This window comes from Pseudomonas sp. C9D1, from assembly GCF_056491235.1.
The window spans coordinates 88121-105765 of the sequence record NZ_JBSZIE010000003.1; the positions used below are offsets into that span (position 1 = coordinate 88121).

General features: G+C 67.8%; 17 protein-coding genes. 12 read left to right on the forward strand and 5 right to left on the reverse strand.

Going from position 1 to position 17645, the window contains the following annotated elements; all coding sequences use genetic code 11:
* The 4 genes from ACXI0U_RS28130 to ACXI0U_RS28145 all read left to right on the forward strand — a co-directional run bounded on the left by ACXI0U_RS28130 (position 1) and on the right by ACXI0U_RS28145 (position 4582).
* On the forward strand, positions 1-1305 hold the full coding sequence (locus tag ACXI0U_RS28130; protein ID WP_271657843.1) for an MFS transporter: 1305 nt from the start codon (positions 1-3) through the stop codon (positions 1303-1305).
* A gap of 12 nt (positions 1306-1317) precedes the next feature.
* The gene (gene hpaH / locus ACXI0U_RS28135) at positions 1318-2121 is read left to right on the forward strand and encodes a 2-oxo-hept-4-ene-1,7-dioate hydratase (protein WP_184489932.1); all 804 of its coding nucleotides are present in this window, start codon (positions 1318-1320) and stop codon (positions 2119-2121) included.
* A 114-nt stretch (positions 2122-2235) separates the two neighbouring features.
* On the forward strand, positions 2236-3039 hold the full coding sequence (hpaI, locus tag ACXI0U_RS28140; protein WP_479551143.1) for a 4-hydroxy-2-oxoheptanedioate aldolase: 804 nt from the start codon (positions 2236-2238) through the stop codon (positions 3037-3039).
* Positions 3040-3127: 88 nt separating this feature from the next.
* On the forward strand, positions 3128-4582 hold the full coding sequence (locus ACXI0U_RS28145) for an NAD-dependent succinate-semialdehyde dehydrogenase (RefSeq protein WP_479551144.1): 1455 nt from the start codon (positions 3128-3130) through the stop codon (positions 4580-4582).
* Positions 4583-4973: 391 nt separating this feature from the next.
* On the opposite strand, the gene hpaR is transcribed toward ACXI0U_RS28145, so the two are convergent.
* Both hpaR and ACXI0U_RS28155 read right to left on the reverse strand, forming a co-directional pair.
* Positions 4974-5396 carry a homoprotocatechuate degradation operon regulator HpaR gene (gene hpaR / locus ACXI0U_RS28150; protein WP_111264608.1) on the reverse strand — a complete coding sequence of 141 codons (423 nt, stop codon included), beginning with the start codon at positions 5394-5396 and terminating at the stop codon, positions 4974-4976.
* Positions 5397-5450: 54 nt separating this feature from the next.
* Entirely contained in the window at positions 5451-6512 is a 1062-nt protein-coding gene (locus ACXI0U_RS28155; RefSeq protein WP_479551145.1) for an extracellular solute-binding protein, read from the reverse strand.
* A 232-nt stretch (positions 6513-6744) separates the two neighbouring features.
* Between ACXI0U_RS28155 and ACXI0U_RS28160 the strand changes: the two genes are divergently transcribed.
* From ACXI0U_RS28160 to ACXI0U_RS28175, 4 genes are all read left to right on the forward strand, one after another.
* The gene (locus ACXI0U_RS28160; RefSeq protein WP_479551146.1) at positions 6745-7218 is read left to right on the forward strand and encodes a GlcG/HbpS family heme-binding protein; all 474 of its coding nucleotides are present in this window, start codon (positions 6745-6747) and stop codon (positions 7216-7218) included.
* A gap of 90 nt (positions 7219-7308) precedes the next feature.
* Entirely contained in the window at positions 7309-8607 is a 1299-nt protein-coding gene (locus tag ACXI0U_RS28165; RefSeq protein WP_021221092.1) for an NAD(P)/FAD-dependent oxidoreductase, read from the forward strand.
* Positions 8608-8832: 225 nt separating this feature from the next.
* Entirely contained in the window at positions 8833-9198 is a 366-nt protein-coding gene (locus ACXI0U_RS28170) for a cupin domain-containing protein (protein ID WP_111264605.1), read from the forward strand.
* 98 nt (positions 9199-9296) lie between these two features.
* Positions 9297-9956: a helix-turn-helix transcriptional regulator gene (locus ACXI0U_RS28175; RefSeq protein WP_350448594.1), complete on the forward strand. Its 660-nt coding sequence runs from the start codon at positions 9297-9299 to the stop codon at positions 9954-9956.
* 9 nt (positions 9957-9965) lie between these two features.
* On the opposite strand, the gene ACXI0U_RS28180 is transcribed toward ACXI0U_RS28175, so the two are convergent.
* The 3 genes from ACXI0U_RS28180 to ACXI0U_RS28190 all read right to left on the reverse strand — a co-directional run bounded on the left by ACXI0U_RS28180 (position 9966) and on the right by ACXI0U_RS28190 (position 13692).
* Positions 9966-10874: a helix-turn-helix transcriptional regulator gene (locus ACXI0U_RS28180; RefSeq protein ID WP_479551147.1), complete on the reverse strand. Its 909-nt coding sequence runs from the start codon at positions 10872-10874 to the stop codon at positions 9966-9968.
* Between the two features lie 431 nt (positions 10875-11305).
* On the reverse strand, positions 11306-12082 hold the full coding sequence (locus ACXI0U_RS28185; protein ID WP_021221096.1) for an SDR family NAD(P)-dependent oxidoreductase: 777 nt from the start codon (positions 12080-12082) through the stop codon (positions 11306-11308).
* A 92-nt stretch (positions 12083-12174) separates the two neighbouring features.
* On the reverse strand, positions 12175-13692 hold the full coding sequence (locus ACXI0U_RS28190; RefSeq protein WP_479551148.1) for an amino acid permease: 1518 nt from the start codon (positions 13690-13692) through the stop codon (positions 12175-12177).
* 322 nt (positions 13693-14014) lie between these two features.
* Between ACXI0U_RS28190 and ACXI0U_RS28195 the strand changes: the two genes are divergently transcribed.
* The 4 genes from ACXI0U_RS28195 to ACXI0U_RS28210 all read left to right on the forward strand — a co-directional run bounded on the left by ACXI0U_RS28195 (position 14015) and on the right by ACXI0U_RS28210 (position 17564).
* Positions 14015-14836, forward strand: a complete 822-nt coding sequence (locus ACXI0U_RS28195; RefSeq protein ID WP_184489920.1) for a molybdenum cofactor biosynthesis F family protein — start codon at positions 14015-14017, stop codon at positions 14834-14836.
* Positions 14829-15623 (forward strand): SDR family NAD(P)-dependent oxidoreductase, encoded by a 795-nt coding sequence (locus tag ACXI0U_RS28200; RefSeq protein ID WP_043246586.1) that lies wholly within the window; start codon positions 14829-14831, stop codon positions 15621-15623. Before ACXI0U_RS28195 ends, ACXI0U_RS28200 begins: the two co-directional genes overlap by 8 nt.
* Positions 15620-16393, forward strand: coding sequence for an SDR family oxidoreductase (locus ACXI0U_RS28205; protein ID WP_479551149.1), 774 nt, complete (start codon positions 15620-15622; stop codon positions 16391-16393). Before ACXI0U_RS28200 ends, ACXI0U_RS28205 begins: the two co-directional genes overlap by 4 nt.
* Before the next feature lie 187 nt (positions 16394-16580).
* Positions 16581-17564: a response regulator transcription factor gene (locus ACXI0U_RS28210; RefSeq protein ID WP_271657854.1), complete on the forward strand. Its 984-nt coding sequence runs from the start codon at positions 16581-16583 to the stop codon at positions 17562-17564.
* Positions 17565-17645: the final 81 nt, after the last annotated feature.

The following is a 17645-nucleotide window of genomic DNA, read 5'->3' on the forward strand; positions in this document are numbered from 1 at the left end:
ATGAGCCAAGCGAAATCCCTGCCCCTGTCCCACGCCAGCGCCGACGACCTGACCTTCCGTCGCATCGGCTGGCGCCTGATGCCCCTGCTGCTGACCTGCTACCTGTTCGCCCACCTGGACCGCATCAACATCGGCTTCGCCAAGCTGCAGATGAGCGCCGACCTGCAGTTCAGCGACACCGTCTACGGCCTCGGCGCCGGCCTGTTCTTCATCGCCTACGCGCTGTTCGGCCTGCCCAGCAACATCGCCCTGGAGCGGGTCGGCCCGCGCCGCTGGATCGCCTTCCTCATGGTCACCTGGGGGCTGATGTCCACCGGCATGCTGCTGGTGGAAAGCGCCACCGGCTTCTACACCCTGCGCTTCCTCCTGGGCGTGGCCGAGGCCGGCTTCTTCCCCGGCATCCTGGTCTACCTCAACCGCTGGTTCCCGGCCCAGCGTCGCGGCCAGATGATCGCCCTGTTCGCCATCGCCGTACCCATGGCCGGCGTCATCGGCGGCCCGCTGTCGGGCAGCATCCTCGACGGCTTCCACGACTTCATGGGCCTGCGCGGCTGGCAATGGATGTTCCTCATCGAAGGCCTGCCGGTGGTGCTGCTCGGCCTGCTGGTGTGGCGCGCCCTGCCCGACGGCTTCGAGCAGGTCGCCTGGCTCGACGCGCAGCAGAAGGACAGCCTGCGCCAGCAGATGGCCGGCGAAGAGCGCGGCAAGACCATCACCTCGTTCAGCGGCATCTTCCGCGACCGCAACGTCTGGCTGCTGGTGGCGATCTACTTCGCAGTGATGCTGGCGGTGAACACCATCGCCTTCTGGATGCCCGCGCTGATCCACGGCGCCGGCATCGCCCAGGACCGCAACGTCGGCCTGCTCAGCGCCATCCCCTACCTCGCCGGCTGCTTCTTCATGGTCGCCCTCGGGCGTTCCTCGGACCGCCTGCGCGAGCGCCGCTGGCACCTCTGCGTGCCCCTGCTCATGGCCGCCAGCGGCCTGGTGCTGGCCGGCCTGTTCCCAGACCGCGTGCTGCCGGTGATGACCGGCCTGCTCATCGCCGGGATGGGCGCCAGCGCCGCCCTGCCGATGTTCTGGCAGCTGCCGCCGGCCTTCCTCTCGGTGCGGGTGCAGGCCGCCGGCATCGCCCTGGTCAGTTCCTTCGGCAGCATCGCCGCCTTCCTCGCGCCCTACCTGATCGGCTGGATGCGCGACACCACCCACAGCGCCAGCCTCGCCCTGTTCCTGCTGGCCTTCCTCATCGCCCTCGGCGGCCTGCTGGTGCTGCGCACCCCGGCCGCCCTGGTCAACCCACGCTAAGAGAGACTCACCATGCTCGACGCCAGCATCATCCAGCAATCCGCCGCCCGCCTCGACGCCGCCGAGCGCTCGCGCCAGCAAGTGCGCCAGTTCTCCCTGGACCACCCCGAGATCACCATCGAGGACGCCTACGCCATCCAGCGCGCCTGGGTGGAGCAGAAGATCCGTGACGGCCGCAAGCTGGTGGGCCACAAGATCGGCCTCACCTCCCGCGCCATGCAGGTGTCCTCCAACATCACCGAGCCGGACTACGGCGCGCTGCTGGACGACATGTTCTTCGACGAAGGCAGCGACATCCCCTTCGAGCGCTTCATCGTCCCCCGCGTGGAAGTGGAACTGGCCTTCGTCCTCGGCAAGCCCCTGCGCGGGCCGAACTGCACCCTGTTCGACGTGCTCGACGCCACCGAATGGGTGATCCCCGCCCTGGAAATCATCGACGCGCGCATCCAGCAGGTGGACCCGGACACCAAGGCCACCCGCAAGGTCTTCGACACCATCTCCGACAACGCCGCCAACGCCGGCGTGGTCATGGGCGGGCGCGCCATCCGCCCCACCGAGCTGGACCTGCGGCGCATCCCGGCGATCCTCTACCGCAATGGCGTGATCGAGGAATCCGGCGTCTCCGCCGCCGTGCTCAACCACCCGGCCAAGGGCGTCGCCTGGCTGGCCAACAAGCTGGCCCCCTACGACATCACCCTGGAAGCCGGGCAGATCATCCTCGGCGGCTCCTTCACCCGCCCGGTGGCCGCCAACCCCGGCGACACCTTCCACGTCGACTACGACCAACTGGGCTCGATTGCCTGTCGGTTTGTATGAACTTGAGCTGGAAGCTTAGAGCTTGAAGCTGGAAGAAAAGGCGGTTCGTGCGCGCTTCCGGCTTCCAGCTTCCAGCTTCCAGCTTCCAGCTTCCAGCTTCCCAAGGAGCTTCCCATGCCCACCCTCATCAACACCTTCAAACAACGCCTCCTGGCCGGCGACGCGCAGATCGGCCTGTGGCTCGGCCTGGCTGATCCTTATTGCGCGGAGCTGGCCGCCAATGCCGGCTTCGACTGGCTGCTGATCGACGGCGAGCATGCGCCCAACGACCTGCGCAGCCTGCTCGGTCAGTTGCAGGCGGTGGCGCCCTACCCGTCGCAACCGATCATCCGCCCGCCCATCGGCGACCCGGTGCTGATCAAGCAGCTGCTGGACATCGGCGCGCAGACCCTGCTGGTGCCCATGGTGGATTCCGCCGCCCAGGCCGCCGAGCTGGTGCGCGCCATGCGCTACCCGCCGTCCGGCATCCGTGGCGTTGGCAGCGCCCTGGCCCGCGCCTCGCGCTGGAACAGCGTGCCCGGTTACCTGGACCAGGCCGACGAGCAGATGTGCCTGCTGGTGCAGATCGAAAACCTCGACGGCCTCGCCGCGCTCGATGCCATCGCCGCCACCGAGGGCGTCGACGGTGTGTTCATCGGCCCAGCCGACCTTTCCGCCGCCATGGGCCATCGTGGCAATCCCGGGCATCCCGAGGTGCAGGCCGCCATCAAGGATGCCATCGCGCGCATCCGCCGTGCCGGCAAGGCTGCCGGCATCCTCAGCGCCGACGAGACCCTGGCACGCCGCTACCTGGAACTGGGTTGCGCCTTCGTCGCCGTCGGCGTCGACACCAGCCTGCTGATGAAGTCCCTGCAGGCCCTCGCCGGCCGCTTCAAGGGCACGCCCGCCCCGCAATCCAGCGCCGGCAGCGTCTACTGAGCCGAACACCCTCAACCTCTTACAGCCCGACCCGGCCCTGCTTGCAGGCCCGGGAACGGGCATGGACCGTCCGAAACAAGGCAGACCGATGAAACTCAACGACCTCAACCTGCTGCGCGAACAGGCCTATGTGAACGGCCAATGGATCGAAGCCGACGACGAAGGCCGCTTCAGCGTGACCAACCCCGCCAACGGCGAGCTGATCGCCGAAGTCGCCTCCCTCGGGCGTGCCGAAACCGCCCGCGCCATCGACGCCGCCCAGGCCGCCCTGCCCGCCTGGCGCGCCCGCACCGCCAAGGAGCGCAGCAGCATCCTGCGCACCTGGTACGAACTGATCATGGCCAATCAGGAAGACCTGGCCCACCTGCTCAGCTGGGAACAGGGCAAGCCCCTGGCCGAGAGCCGTGGCGAGATCGCCTACGGCGCCAGCTTCATCGAATGGTTCGCCGAAGAAGCCAAGCGCGTGTACGGCGACGTCATCCCCCACGACAAGCCCGGCCGCCGGCTGGTAGTGATCAAGCAGGCCATAGGCGTGGTCGCCGCCATCACCCCCTGGAACTTCCCCAACGCCATGATCACCCGCAAGGTCGGCCCGGCCCTCGCCGCCGGCTGCACCGTGGTGCTCAAACCCGCTTCGGAGACGCCCCTGTCCGCCCTGGCCCTGGCCGAACTGGGCAAGCGCGCCGGCCTCCCCGCCGGGGTGCTGAACATCGTCACCGGCACCCGCTCGCGGGAGATCGGCGGCGAGCTCACCGGCAACCCGAAGGTGCAGAAGCTCTCCTTCACCGGCTCCACCGGCATCGGCAAGCTGCTGATGGCGCAATGCGCCGAAACCATCAAGAAGGTCAGCCTGGAACTGGGCGGCAACGCCCCCTTCATCGTCTTCGACGACGCCGACCTCGACGCCGCCGTGCAGGGCGCCCTGGGCTCCAAGTTCCGCAACAGCGGGCAGACCTGCGTCTGCACCAACCGCCTGCTGGTGCAAAGCGGCGTGCACGACGAGTTCGCCCGACGCCTGGTGGCCGCGGTCAACGCCCTCAAGGTCGCCCCGGCGGACGAGGACGGCGCCCAGCAGGGCCCGCTGATCAACGCCAAGGCCGTGGAGAAGATCGAAGAACACATCGCCGACGCCCTCGCCAAGGGCGCCACCGTACTCGCCGGCGGCAAACGCCACGCCCTGGGCGGCAGCTTCTTCGAGCCCACGGTGCTGGGGGATGTGACCGCCGAGATGCTGGTGGCCCGCGATGAAACCTTCGGCCCCCTGGCGCCGATCTTCCGTTTCGACACCGAGGAACAGGCCATCGCCCTGGCCAACGACACCGAATTCGGCCTCGCCTCCTACCTCTACACCCGCGACCTCGGCCGCGCCTGGCGCGTCAGCGAAGCCCTGGAATACGGCATGGTCGGCGTCAACGAAGGCCTCATCTCCACCGAAGTCGCCCCCTTCGGCGGCATCAAGCAATCCGGCCTTGGCCGCGAAGGCTCGAAGTACGGCATCGACGACTACATCGAACAGAAATACATGTGCCTCGGCATCGGCTGAAGCCCATTGGTGGGCTGAAGCCCACCCTACGGGAATGCCCCACCCCACCGGGCAGCACCCCGTGGGAGCGAATTCATTCGCGAAGCTTTTCGCGGTTGAAACCACTCCAACAATCCCCCCAACGCCGCGCAGTCCTGTAGGGGCGAATTCATTCGCCAAGCGGCGCGCAGCGCCGCCATAGGTTGGCGCCACCCTGTGGGAGCGAATTCATTCGCGATGCTTTTCGCGGTTGAAACCGCTCCCACAATCCCCCAAACACCGCGCAACTCTGTAGGGGCGAATTCATTCGCCAAGCGGTGCGCAGCGCCGCCATAGCTTCGCGAGCAGAGCTCGCTCCTACGATCGTGCAATTGGGAAGGGGTACGAAGCCCAACCTACACAGCTCATTGCCTCAAGGCTTGATGCCCTTCAGCTCCTGCAACAGCTCCAGCAGTTCCTGCAGCTTCTCCTCGCCCAGTTGCGCCTGGATGGATTGGTAGCCCCGCTCCATCTCCTGGCTCATGGACTGGAAGCAGGCCTCGCCCTGTTCGGTCAGGGCCAGGAGGATGCGGCGCTGGTCTTCGGCGACCTTGCGCCGGCGGACCATGCCGTCGCGCTCCAGGCGGGCGAGTACGCCGCTCATGCTGGGTTTGAGGATGCAGGCCAGGCGCGCCAGCTTGTGGCTTTCCATCTCGCCTTGCTGGCGGAGGATGCGGATGACCCGCCACTGCTGCTCGGTGAGCCCGTGGAGGTTGAGCTGGGGGCGGAAGAAACGCATGGCCGACTCACGGGCCTGCAGCAAGGTGAGGGTCAGGGAAGCACGGGTATTGGGCATGGATTGGGCAGTGTCGGAAATTAGTTCACAGTTTAACGAATGGCGCTTTCCGCGTCATGGCGAACGGCTCGCCTTGAGTTTCGCCCAGAAGGCGTCCAGGGCCATTTTCTGCTTCTGGTTGAGCCGCTCGAGCACGTACAGGCGCCGGCGCTCGTCGCTTTTCAGCACCTGCATGGGGCGCTCCTTGGCCAGCTCCGCCAGCTCGGGGGTATCGGCGGCCAGGGGCGAGTAGAACTGGCTGGCGCGGGCATCGGCCAGGGCGTTGCGCGGCTCCAGCAGGTAGTCGATGAAGCGGTAGGCCAGGTGCGGATGCTCGGCATTGACGGGGATCGCCAGGCTGTCGATGAAGACCATCGCGCCCTCGTCGGGAATCCGGTAGCTGAGCGCCGGGTTGCGCGCGGAGGCGGTCAGCGCATGGCCGACCCAGGCCATGGCCACGCACAGGCGGCCGTCGGCCAGGGCATCGATGTAGGTGTCGTTGTCCAGGTGCCGCGCCATGCGGGCGATGCCCAGCAGGGGCTGCAGATTGCGCTCGACCTGCCGCGCGCCATAGCTCGACAGGCTGCGGCCCCGGTAGTTGAACCAGAGCGAGGCGGTCTCTTCCGGCGCGTCCAACAGGCCGATGCCGCAACCGGCCAGTCGCGCGGCCTGGCGCTCGTCGAACAGCAGCCCCCAGCTGTTGGGCAAGGGCCCGCCATAGCTGGCTTCGGCCAGCTTCGGGTTGACCACCAGTCCCACCGAGCCCCAGAGGTAGGGCACCGCATAGCGGTTGGCCGAATCGATGCCGGCGAGCATCGCCAGCAGGCCCACGTCGACGCTGGCGTAATGGCTGAGGCGCCCCGTATCCAGGGGCGCCAGCTGGCCGTTGTGGATCAGCCGCGAGAGCTGGAAGTGCGACGGCACGACGATGTCGAAGGCCTGCTCGCGGCCCAGGGCGGCATCCAGTTCCTCGGCGGCGGTCATGGTCTGGTATTCGACCCGGATGCCGGTCTGTTTCTGGAAGTCCGCCAGCACCTGCGGCTCGATGTAGTTCTTCCAGTTGAGGACCCGCAACACCTCCTCGGCCCGGGCTTCCAGGGCCAGCAACAGCATCGCCAGGCAGGCCAGCAGTCTCATCGCGCAACTCCTTGCAGGGAATGGGGCCGGCACCTGCCGGGTGCGCCATTAGGAGCGAGGCGACGCCCACCCGTCATGTTCGAGGCTGCCAGCTTCTTGCTTGCCCGTGCCGGATTCGCCCAAGCGTGACCCCTTTCCCATTCACCGCCCGGAAAAACCCGCGCCCGGGTCATTGCGGCCGGTCATTAACCTGTTCATGATCGAGCGATAAAAATACCTACAGGTCGCTCCCATGAACGCACTGCTGCGCACACAGACCCATCTCGGCCTCGCCCTCGCCATGCAGGCGCTGCAGGCCGCCCTGGATGCCGCCGCCGAGCAGGGCGCCCGGGTCAGCATCCAGGTGGTGGACGCCGCCGGCCTGCCGATCCACAGCGCGCACATGGACGGCGCCCCCGGCCCCAGCCGCGCCATCGCCCTGAACAAGGCCGTCACCGCCGCCGGCTTCGGCATCGCCACCCATGCCTGGCAGGAGCGCCTCGAGGGCAGCTCCGCCGCCGTGCGCCAGGGCCTGCCCCTGCAACCGGGGATGGCCCTGTTCGGCGGCGGCGAGCCCTTCCACCACCAGGGCCAGGTGATCGGCGCCATCGGCATTTCCGGTGCCTCGGAACGGCTCGACGGGGTCTGCGCCCGCGCGGCCGTGGAGCGCGTCGCAGAGCTGCTGGCGCCAGGTTTACCCGGCGCCTGTCACCCCGGGTCAAGGTGACGGGCAGTGAGGGACAAGACCGCAAGGGGCCGCACGCCCCTTAATAGTCGCCAGCAGAACGCATTCCACCCACCGTTTCAGGCTGCAGTCATGATCAATATCGAGACACCCACCTACTACACGGCCACCAAGAAGTACGACCTCGCCTTCCCCTCCCTGGAGGCGGACCTGGACGCAGACGTCGTCGTGATCGGCGGAGGGTTCTCCGGGATCAACACCGCGCTGGAACTGGCGGAACAGGGCATCACCAACATCGTCGTGCTGGAGGCCCGCTACCTGGGCTTCGGCGGCACCGGCCGCAACGGCGGGCAGATCATGGCCGGCATCGGCCACGACCTGGAGAAGATCCGCAACGACGTGGGCGAGGACGGCCTGCGGCAGATCTTCGAAATCAGCGACCTGGGCGCCGACATCATCAAGGGCCGCATCGCCAAGTACGGCATCGACGCCGACTTCTGCCACGGCTACGGCTACATGGGTTTCAACGGCCGCCAGGAGAAGACCCTGCGCGCCTGGGAGAAGGAGTTCAAATCCCTCGGCTCGCCCCACGAGATCCGCTTCCTCGGCGGCTCCGAGGTGAAGCAGATCATCGGCTCCGACGCCTACAGCAGCGCCCTGCTGCACATGGGCGGCGGCCACGTGCACTCCCTCAACCTGCTGCTGGGCGAGGCCAAGGCCCTGGCCAGCCACGGGGTGAAGATCTTCGAATACAGCCCGGCGCTGGAAGTGACCTACGGCGAGCGCATCACCGTGCGCACCGGCAAGGGCTCGGTACGCGCCGGCAAGCTGCTCTGGGCCTGCGACAGCTTCCTCAACAAGCTGGAGCCGGAGCTGCACAAGACCACCATCAACACCTACGCCTTCCAGATGATGACCGAGCCGCTCCCGGACGAGCTGATCCAGCGCATCAGCCCCATTCGCGGAGCCTACAGCGACATCCGCCCGGTCATCGACTACTACCGCGTGACCAACGAGAACCGCCTGCTGTTCGGTGCGGCGACGCCCTTCGTCGAGCACATCCCCGGCGATCTCAAGGCCTGGAACCGCAACCTCATGCTGAAGATCTTCCCCTACCTCAAGGACGTGAAGATCGACCTCGCCTGGGGCGGCCCCATGGCCTGCAGCCCCAACCTGTTCCCGCAGATCGGCACCCTGCCCGGCCGCCCCAACGCCTACTTCGTGCAGGGCTACTCCGGCTTCGGCGTCACCCCCAGCCACATCATCTGCAAGGTGCTGGCCGAAGGCATGAGCGAAGGCTCGTCACGCTATGACCTGATCAGCTCGGTGCGGCGCATCAAGGTGGTCGGCAAGGACCATATCCGCCCGCTGCTGCTGACCGCTGGCAAGAGCTGGCACCAGGTGTCCGGCTACTGGAACGGTCGCCGTTGACTGTGATCGGCGCGGCTGCGCGTCGGCGGTACGGCGCTGGGATCGGCCTTGGAATGCTCACTCACAGATGTGAACTCCGCTTCCGCGGCCGCTCCCGCCTGGTACCGCTCTAGCTCGCTCGTGCCGGAAGGGGTGCAGCGGAGATGCAAATACCGTCATTCCCGCGAACGCGGGAACCCACTAAACGAGCAACCCCACTTTTTCATCACTCGCAGGAGAACTGCCATGTCCCTCACCCCCATCAAGACCGGTATCACCCTCGCTGAACTGGATGCCTGGGGCACCGTCGCCGACCTGGGTTCGGAAATCCTCGAAGGCGAGGTCAAGGCCTTCGGCAAGATGACCGCCGGCGCCCCAACCGACCCGGTCAGCGCAGCCTATTTCGGCACCACCGGCGGCAAGTTCCGCATGGTCTACCCGTTCAACGAGCAAGCCACCGTGGTCACCGGCGAGGTGATCCTCACCGACGAATCCACCGGCCAGACCACCCGCTTCAAGGCCGGTGACAGCTGGTACGTCGCCAAGGGCACCCCGGTGCTCTGGGAAGTCCCCGGCGAGAGCTTCGTCAAGCACTACTACGCGGTGGCCTGACCTTTCCAGGTGCCTGCCCCCCGGGGCAGGTTCGCGCCACTGGCAACCTCTGCGGCGATGGTCTGCACTGCCCTCACCGCTCACACGAGGGTTCCTCCATGACGCCATCCCCCGTCGAATTCGCCAGGCATTGCCTGAGCACCTTCACCCACTTCGTCCCCGCCTCCCTCGGTGCCTTCTACCTGATCGACGATCAGTTGCAGGCCCGCGACTTCCAGCTGCTGGGCATGCACCCGCAGATGCACGACGCCTACCTGCGCCACTACCGCCACCTCGACCCGCTGCAACCCGGCGCCTGCCTGGCCACCGGCCTGCCGGTGGTGCCCCTGCAAGCAGGCCAGGCCCGCCAGGACGAGGCGCAGAACCGCGAATACCAGGGGTTCCTGCGCGCCCATGAGGTGATAGACGTCGTTGAAGTCATCGCCCAGGCCGGCGAGCGCCCCGTGGCCGGGTTGTCCCTGCTGCGTTGCAGCGGCATGCCGGCGTTCTCGGAGGAGGAACTGGCCAGCCTGGCGGCCCTGCAGGGGATGATGGAGGCCGGTGTTCAGGCCCTGGTGCCCGTCGCCGAGCCGAAGCTGCAAGGCCTCACCCCGCGTGAACGGGAGATCGCCCTGCTGCTGCGCGAAGGCATCGGCAACAAGCAGCTCGCCCGCCACCTGGGCGTCGGCCTGCCGACGGTGAAGACCCACCTGCTCAACCTGTTCCGCAAGGTCGGTGCCAGCAGCCGCACCGAACTGGTGGCGATGCTGTTCCTCTGACGGCGCCCCTCAGCGCCCCGACTGCTGCACCAGGGTGGCGGGCACGACACCAGCCGGGGGCTCGCCCAGTTCGGTGCCCAGCAGGTGATTGACGAAGAGGTGGAACAGCTCCGACTGGCTGGAAATGCCCAGCTTGCTGTAGAGGTGCTTGCGGTGGTTCTTCACCGTGCCCTCGGCGATCTCCAGGTGCAGGGAGATGGACAGGCTGGAATGCCCCCGCAGGATCAACCCCACTATGGCCTGCTCGCGCGCGGTCAGGCGGTCGGTGGCGAAGCCGGAGAAGGCCGCCGCCAGGTGCTCGGCGATGCTGCGCTCGGGCCGTGCCCCCAGCGGCTGGGCGGCGACCTTGGCGTAATGGCGCTGGAGAAAGGCCTCCAGCGCCGGCTGGCAGAGCCGCAGCGCGGCCACGTCCTGATCCGAGAACACCGGCGAGCCGTTGCAGCGCATCAGCGAATAGGCCGCGTAGGTGCCGCCGGGCAAGGGCGAAAGAAACACGATCTCCTCCGCCAGGCTGCCCGACGCCAGGGAAATGCACGGGTGCACGTCCGGCGAATTGAAATACTCACCCTCGAAGAAGGCATCCGGCGCCAGCTCCGCCATGCGGTAGAGGCCGGCGGGCCGGCCATGGGCGCAGGCGGTGTAGACCGGGTCCAGCAGGTAGGTGCCGTTGACATAGCGCTGCATCGCGCCGGGCTCGGGGATGCCGTGCAGGTTGTCGTGCAGCAGCGCGGGGCTGCCGCCGGCGGGGTAGACGAAGATGCAGCTCTGGTCGAAGGCCGCCAGGGCCTGCAACGCCTCGTCCAGGCGCTCGGCGAAGGCAGCCGTCTCCACGCTGGCGATCAGCTCGGGGCTGTGTGCGTGCCAGGCTTCCAACACCTGCCAGCCCTGGGAATGGGAGAGTCCTGCTGCGTGCGCCATGCTTCACCTTCTTGTTGTCCGGCCGCCCCGCCCAGGTGCAGAAATGAGCCTTGGGGCGCGCGTTTCAGGGGTGTTTTCAAGAAAGCATTTTGCTTGCCACAACGCCTTCCACGCCAGCGCTTTTCAGCGCGACCGTAGGGGCGAATTCATTCCCCCAGCGGTGCGCAGCACCGCCGTAGGTTGGTGCCAAGCGCAGCGCGGCCCAACGCTGCAAGGTCAGGCTCCGCCACGTTGGGCTTCATCCCTCAGCCCAACCTACACAGCGCAGTCCTGTAGGAGCGAATTCATTCGCGATGCTTTTCGCGGCTGAAGCCGCTCCCACAACCCAACCCCAAACACCTCACCACCTGATAACCCCCGCTCCTTGCACGCCCCCAATGAAAAAGCCCGACACAGTCACCTGCATCGGGCTCGTCCGGCTGCGTTCCCTGCTACACGGACGAAAAGCCGTTATCGACGAACAGATGGGCGCCGCTGACGAAGGAGGCATCGTCGGAGGCGAGGAACAGCGCGGCCCGCGCCACCTCCTCCGGCTCGCACAGGCGGCCCTGCTGGGCGGCGATGTCCGCCTCGCTGGCGTTGACGCCCATGGCCTGCAGATCATGCAGCTCGCGCATGCCGTGGGCGGTGCGGATGAAGCCCGGCGCCACCGCGTTGCAGCGGATGCCGCGGTCGCGGAACTCGACGGCGATGGCCCGGGCGAACATCTGGCAAGCGCCCTTGGTGGCGTTGTAGACCACCTCCCCCGGCGTGGCGTACTGGGCGGAGATGGACGAGGTGCAGACAATACTGCCCTTGCCCTTCGCCAGCATCTGCGGCAGCACGGCGCGGGTCATCAGGAACATGCTCTTGACGTTGACCGCCATCAGCCAGTCCCACTCCTCTTCCTGCACCTCCAGGAAGGGCTTCACGATCAGCGTGCCGGCGTGGTTGAACAGCACATCGGCCGGGCCCAGCGCGGCGAGGCTCGCCGCCACCGCCGCATCCACCTGGTCGGCCTGGGACACATCGGCGCCCAGGCCGATGGCCCGTCCACCCTCGGCCTCGATCTGCGCGGCCAGGGCGCGGGCGGCCTCGGCGTTGCGGTCGATGATGGCGACCGCCGCCCCCTCGCGGGCGAACAGCCGGCTAGCCGCCTCGCCGCAGCCGCCGGCGCCCCCGCTGATGATTGCGACCTTGCCGTGCAGGCGTGGTTGGTTGGAAAGCATGGCAACTCCTGGTTCAAGGGTTCTATGTAGAGGTGGCGGGGCACGAACCGGCCCCGCCACGTGGCGTGCATGGGGTTATCCGAGAGCGGCCTTCAGCGCGGGTGCCCTTCGCGGCCACCACTGACGGCGAAGGCCTCTTCCGGCGACAGCACCAGGCGGTGACGGCGGTAGAAGGCGAAGTAGGCCATGCCGATCAGGTACCAGGCGGCGGCGCCCAGGGCGGCCCATTTGTAGAGCGGGTCGAGGAACTGGTAGATCAGCGTGATGGCCGAGATGCCGATCACCACCAGCGCGCCGAACACGCCGTAGGGGCTGCGGTAGGGGCGCGGCAGGTCCGGGTGCAGGCGGCGCAGACGGATGAAGGCAATGCTCTGCAGGATGTAGGAGATCATCCCGGCGAACACGATCATGCTGACCATGATCCCGCCCATCAGCGCGTTGTTCTCGCGGCCGAAGCTGAACCAGAACACCAGCAGGATGCTCAGCGCCAGCAGCGAGCCGGTCAGCAGGGCGACGTTGGGCGTCTTGTTCACCGGATGGGTGACCGACAGCGCGGTGGGCAGGTAGCCGGCGCGGGACAGCGAGTAGATGTTGCGTCCGGCGGCGAAGCTGCCCGCCAGGAAGGACGCCGCCAGGCCCAGCACCGCCACGGCCGAGAGCACCTTGCTCGCGGTGTGCCCGAAGATCTCGCGGAAGCCGTCCAGCAACGGCTCGCCCGAGCTGCTCATGGCGAAGGCGCCACCGCCGATGGAGGCACTGAAGAACAGCACGCCCAAAGCCAGCACGGTGAGGATCAGGATGCCGAACACCAGCGCGCGCGGCACATGGCGGCTGGGGTCGTGGGACTCCTCGGCGGTCAGCGGCAGCTGCTCGATGGCGAGGAACATGTACACGCCGAAGGGCAGCGCGAGCATGATTCCGGTGAGGCCGAAGGGCAGCCAGGGCCCGTTGCCGCCGGCCACTTCCACCGGCGTGCCGGCGTCACCTGCGGCCAGGTTCAGGGCCTTGGCGGCGAAATCCACATGGGGGATGGCCGTGGCGAAGAAGAACACCAGCACACCGATGGCCGCCAGGGTGATCACCACCACCACGCACATCGACACGCCCAGCCCACGCACAGAAAGCAGCAGCATGCAGGCGTAGCCCACCAGCCACCACAAGGGCTGCCACTCCGGCGCGGTGCCGAAGATCGCCGACAGGTAGGTACCCATGAAGAACATGTTGCCGGCGGGCGCCAGGATGAACTCGATGTTCTCCGCCAGCCCGGTGCTGAAGCCGCCCCATGGCCCCAGGGTGGTACGGGCGAAGGAATAGGCGCCGCCGGTATGGGGCAGCGCGGCGGACATCTCGCCGATGGACGAACACAGCAGCAGGTACATGAAGGCGATGATCACGGTGGCCGCCAGCATGCTGCCGAAGCCCTGGGCCAGGCCCAGGTTCCAGCCGGAATACTGCCCGGCGATCACCGCGCCCACACCCAGCACCAGCAGGGTGAAGAACCCCGCATGGCGCTGCAGCGTGCGCTGTTCGAAATAGCCGGCGGACACATCCTGGTAGCTCACGCCACCGCTGCCCGAGGCAGGCCGCCCCAGTGTGGTGCTCTCGTTCATCTCGCCCCTCCCCTTGTTCGGTTTGTTTTGTTGGGTATGGGGGGATGGTCGGGGCAAATGAGGGGGATGGGTATGTCCCTAAAGGGACAGCTTGAAAAGGCAGCTGGAAGCTGGAAGCAGAAAGCCGGAAGAAAAAGCGGCTCTGGCTTCTGGCTTCTGGCTTCTGGCTTCTGGCTTCTGGCTTCTGGCTTCAAGCTTCAAGCTTCAAGCTTCAAGCTTCAAGCTTCAAGCTTCCGGCTGCTCCTCATCCCTCCGGTTGATACCCCCATGCCTTCCCCCCGGCGACCATTAAGTCCTCATCAACAAGCACGAGGACCGCTCCATGACCACCCAATCCGACTGGATCACCGTAGGCGCCCTGGCCGAGGGGTTTGCCCCGGAGGCCTTCATCCTGCCCAACCTGGCCGATCTCGACGGCAAGCGCTTCGACCTGCAGTTCGACAACGGCTGGAGCATCGCCCACGTGTTCGCCGATGGGCACCTGGACTGGGCGCTGGCCGACGGTTCTTCCAGCGGTCGCTCGCCCTACCGCGCCACCTCGGTGCGCCCGGGCATCTACCTGGTGGACTTCATCAAGGAAGAACACGGCCAGCTGTGGTCGGTGACCCTGGTGCTGGACACCGCCGCCAGCGCGTTCAGCGCGGTGCTGGGCCGCCTGCCCGATGCCGCCGCCACCCGCGAGGGCCTGTACGGCCGCGCCCTGGCCGGCAAGAGCCTGACCGGCGTCGAGGTGCAGTTCTTCCACGGCACCCTCGACCGCCCCTTCCAGCCGGGCGCCTGCCCCCACGCGCCGACCGCCGAGCTGGTGGGCCTGCGCAACCGCTACCGCTACAGCCCCACCGAGGTCTACGAGCACATCTACCTCAACGAGAACTACTACAGCTGGCAGTGCCTGGCGGGCGTCGAGAAGGGGCTGTGCGACACCGACCGTTGCCACTACCTCAAGATCGCCGACGAGCTGTACCTGTTCGTCTGGCGCGAGAAGATCGTGCCCACCCTCGGCGTGGTGATGATCGACCTCAAGGCCCACCGCAGCGACGGCAAGATCTTCGGCTATGCCGACGGCGATTTCGGCGCCCTCTCCAACTTCCCCGTGTCCTCCCATTGCGACGTGCTCAACCGCACGGTGTATGGCGATGCATAAGCGCACGGTGGTGATCACAGGGGCCGGCACCGGCATCGGTGAAGCCTGCGCCCGGCGCCTGGGGCGCGAAGGCGCCAACCTGGTGCTGATCGGCCGCCGCGCCGAGCCCCTGCAACGGGTCGCCGCCGAATGCGGCGGCCTGGTGCTGGTGGGCGATGCCGCCAGCAGCGCCGACTGGGCCGGCTTCGTCGCCGCCATCCACGCACGCTTCGGCGGTATCGACGCCCTGCTCGCCTGTGCCGGCGGCCACGGCCTGGGCAGCGCCACCGACACCAGCGACGACGCCTGGCAGGCGGCCATGCGCGGCAACCTCGACACCGCCTTCCACAGCGCCCGCGCCTGCCTGCCGTCGTTGCTGGAGCGGCGCGGCAGCATCGTCCTGCTGGGCTCCATCGCCTCCCTGGCGGCGGGCCCGGAGGTGTGCGGCTACACCACCGCCAAGCATGCGCTGCTGGGCCTCACCCGTTCGCTGGCGCGGGATTACGGGCCGCAGGGCGTGCGGGTCAACTGCGTATGCCCCGGCTGGGTGCGCACGCCCATGGCCGACGAGGAAATGCAGCCGCTGATGCAGCACCACGGCGAGAGCCTCGACGCCGCCTACGCGCGGGTCACCGCCGAAGTGCCCCTGCGCCGCCCGGCCCAGGCGGAGGAGATCGCTGCGCTATGCCGCTTCCTGATCAGCGACGAGGCCTCCATCCTCACCGGCGCCACCCTGGTGGCCGATGGCGGCTCCAGCATCGTCGACGTGCCCACGCTCGCCTATACGCGGCTTGGCGGTGCGTCATGAGCCCCGCCTTCGATTTCACCGGCCGCAGCGTGCTGGTCACCGGCGGCGCCCAGGGCATTGGCCGGGCCATCGTCGAAGGCTTCGCCGCCTGCGGGGCGCGGGTGCTGATCGCCGACCTGCAACAGGCCCCGGTCGAAGCCCTGGCGCAGTCGCTGCGCGACGCCGGCCGCGAGGTGCATGCGGCAGCCATCGACCTGGCGGACCGCGACGCCATCCTGCAGTTGCTCGGCGGCCTGCCCCGGCTCGATGTGCTGGTGCACAACGCCGGTTACTTCCCCTTGAGGCCGCTGCAGGAGATCGGCCCGGAGCTGCTCGAACGCACCCTGGCAGTGAACCTCGGCGCGCTGTTCTGGCTCACCCAGGGCGCGCTGCCGCTGTTCCGCCAGCAGGCGCGCGGCTGCGTGCTGGTCACCTCCTCGGTGACCGGGCCACGGGTGGCCTACCCGGGGCTCACCCACTACGCGGCGTCCAAGGCCGGGGTGAACGGTTTCATCCGCAATGCGGCACTGGAGCTGGCCGCCGAGGGCGTGCGCGTCAACGGGGTGGAACCGGGGATGATCCGCACCCCCGCCATGGGCAACCTGGGCGACGGGGAGCATGCCGCCGCCATCGCCCGGGGCGTGCCCCTGGGGCGCCTGGGGGAGCCTGGTGACATCGCCGCCGCCATGCTGTTCCTCGCTTCGGACCAGGCCTCCTACATCACCGGGCAGACCCTGGTGGTGGACGGCGGCGCCACGCTCCCGGAGACCCTCGCAACCATTGGCGGCTGAATGCCGAAGGCCAGCGCCGGCGGGGGTCGCCGGCCTATCCTGCATCTGTAGGATGGTGACCCCCGCCACCCTTGGCGATACTCGTTCCAGGCCCTGCCTCGTCGTACAGACACCGGCCACCCACTGATGACTGAGAGCCGCTCGCCGGCTCCGACAAAAACAACAAAGTCGCAGACAGGTACCTCCCATGAGCCAGATCGACGAACACCTCATCACCCCCCGCCGTTTCGCCGCCTTCAACGCCTGCGTGCTGGAGCTGCAACGACTGGCCCAGGAACAACCCCTCGCCCGTTTCCATCGCCACGCCCTGCAACGCCTGCAGGCGCTGCTGGCCTTCGACAAGGCCTGGTGGGGGCACGCGGCGATGGTCGCCGACCTGCCGGAGGAACACAGCTCCCAGGTGTTCGGCCTGCCCGCCAGCTACGTGGAGGACTGGCAGTCGATCCGTGAGCAGGACATCACCGTCGGCCTGGTGCAGTCGCAACCCGGGCGCTCGGTGATCGTCGACAGCCAGGCCGAAGACACCCCCGCCGGGCTGCGCTGGCTGGGGCGCAAGCACGGCTTCGGTGAATTCCTCTGCGTGATCCACATCGACCCGCAAACCCAGCTCAGCGTGCACCTGACGCTCTACCGCCGCCCGGGCGCGCCGCGCTTCGGCGAGGAGGAGCGCTTCCTCCTCGACCAGGTGATGCCGCACCTGGTGGCCGCCGAGGGCGCCAACCAGATCCGCGCCCTGGTGGCCCTGCGTGAAACCCTGGACGGGCCCAACACCCTGGCGCTGGCCGTGTGCGACCGCCAGCGCACCCTGCACTACGCCGAGCACGGCTTCGTCGAACGCCTGCTGCTGGAATGGCCCCGCTGGAGCGGCCCGCGCCTGCCCGAGGCGGTGGACGCCGCCGGCTACCGGGGCCAGCACCTGCAGCTGGACGCCACCGAAGTCGGCGACCTGCTCCTGCTCAGCGCCCGCCTGCGCCCCGCCCTGGCGCAACTGAGCGCCCGGGAAACCGACGTCGCCGAACGCTTCGGCGGCGGCAGCACCTACAAGGAAATCGCCCGCGACCTGGGCCTGGCGCCGAACACCGTGCGCCATCATATCCGCAGCATCTACGACAAGCTCGGCATCAACGGCAAGGCGGGCATCGCCCACCTGCTGCACCACACCTCGAACTAAACCCACACGCTCCCCGGCTCCATCTCCACCCGCCCTTAAGAAGGCGGGACGGGGAGCCTTTGCCTGCACCTACCCGCCAGA

Excerpts from the sequence above, each read along its gene's own strand:
- ACXI0U_RS28130 (WP_271657843.1), top strand. The coding sequence starts at position 1 with ATGAGCCAAGCGAAATCCCTGCCCCTGTCCCACGCCAGCGCCGACGAC.
- hpaH (WP_184489932.1), top strand. The coding sequence starts at position 1,318 with ATGCTCGACGCCAGCATCATCCAGCAATCCGCCGCCCGCCTCGACGCC.
- hpaI (WP_479551143.1), top strand. The coding sequence starts at position 2,236 with ATGCCCACCCTCATCAACACCTTCAAACAACGCCTCCTGGCCGGCGAC.
- ACXI0U_RS28145 (WP_479551144.1), top strand. The coding sequence starts at position 3,128 with ATGAAACTCAACGACCTCAACCTGCTGCGCGAACAGGCCTATGTGAAC.
- hpaR (WP_111264608.1), bottom strand. The coding sequence starts at position 5,396 with ATGCCCAATACCCGTGCTTCCCTGACCCTCACCTTGCTGCAGGCCCGT.
- ACXI0U_RS28155 (WP_479551145.1), bottom strand. The coding sequence starts at position 6,512 with ATGAGACTGCTGGCCTGCCTGGCGATGCTGTTGCTGGCCCTGGAAGCC.
- ACXI0U_RS28160 (WP_479551146.1), top strand. The coding sequence starts at position 6,745 with ATGAACGCACTGCTGCGCACACAGACCCATCTCGGCCTCGCCCTCGCC.
- ACXI0U_RS28165 (WP_021221092.1), top strand. The coding sequence starts at position 7,309 with ATGATCAATATCGAGACACCCACCTACTACACGGCCACCAAGAAGTAC.
- ACXI0U_RS28170 (WP_111264605.1), top strand. The coding sequence starts at position 8,833 with ATGTCCCTCACCCCCATCAAGACCGGTATCACCCTCGCTGAACTGGAT.
- ACXI0U_RS28175 (WP_350448594.1), top strand. The coding sequence starts at position 9,297 with ATGACGCCATCCCCCGTCGAATTCGCCAGGCATTGCCTGAGCACCTTC.
- ACXI0U_RS28180 (WP_479551147.1), bottom strand. The coding sequence starts at position 10,874 with ATGGCGCACGCAGCAGGACTCTCCCATTCCCAGGGCTGGCAGGTGTTG.
- ACXI0U_RS28185 (WP_021221096.1), bottom strand. The coding sequence starts at position 12,082 with ATGCTTTCCAACCAACCACGCCTGCACGGCAAGGTCGCAATCATCAGC.
- ACXI0U_RS28190 (WP_479551148.1), bottom strand. The coding sequence starts at position 13,692 with ATGAACGAGAGCACCACACTGGGGCGGCCTGCCTCGGGCAGCGGTGGC.
- ACXI0U_RS28195 (WP_184489920.1), top strand. The coding sequence starts at position 14,015 with ATGACCACCCAATCCGACTGGATCACCGTAGGCGCCCTGGCCGAGGGG.
- ACXI0U_RS28200 (WP_043246586.1), top strand. The coding sequence starts at position 14,829 with ATGCATAAGCGCACGGTGGTGATCACAGGGGCCGGCACCGGCATCGGT.
- ACXI0U_RS28205 (WP_479551149.1), top strand. The coding sequence starts at position 15,620 with ATGAGCCCCGCCTTCGATTTCACCGGCCGCAGCGTGCTGGTCACCGGC.
- ACXI0U_RS28210 (WP_271657854.1), top strand. The coding sequence starts at position 16,581 with ATGAGCCAGATCGACGAACACCTCATCACCCCCCGCCGTTTCGCCGCC.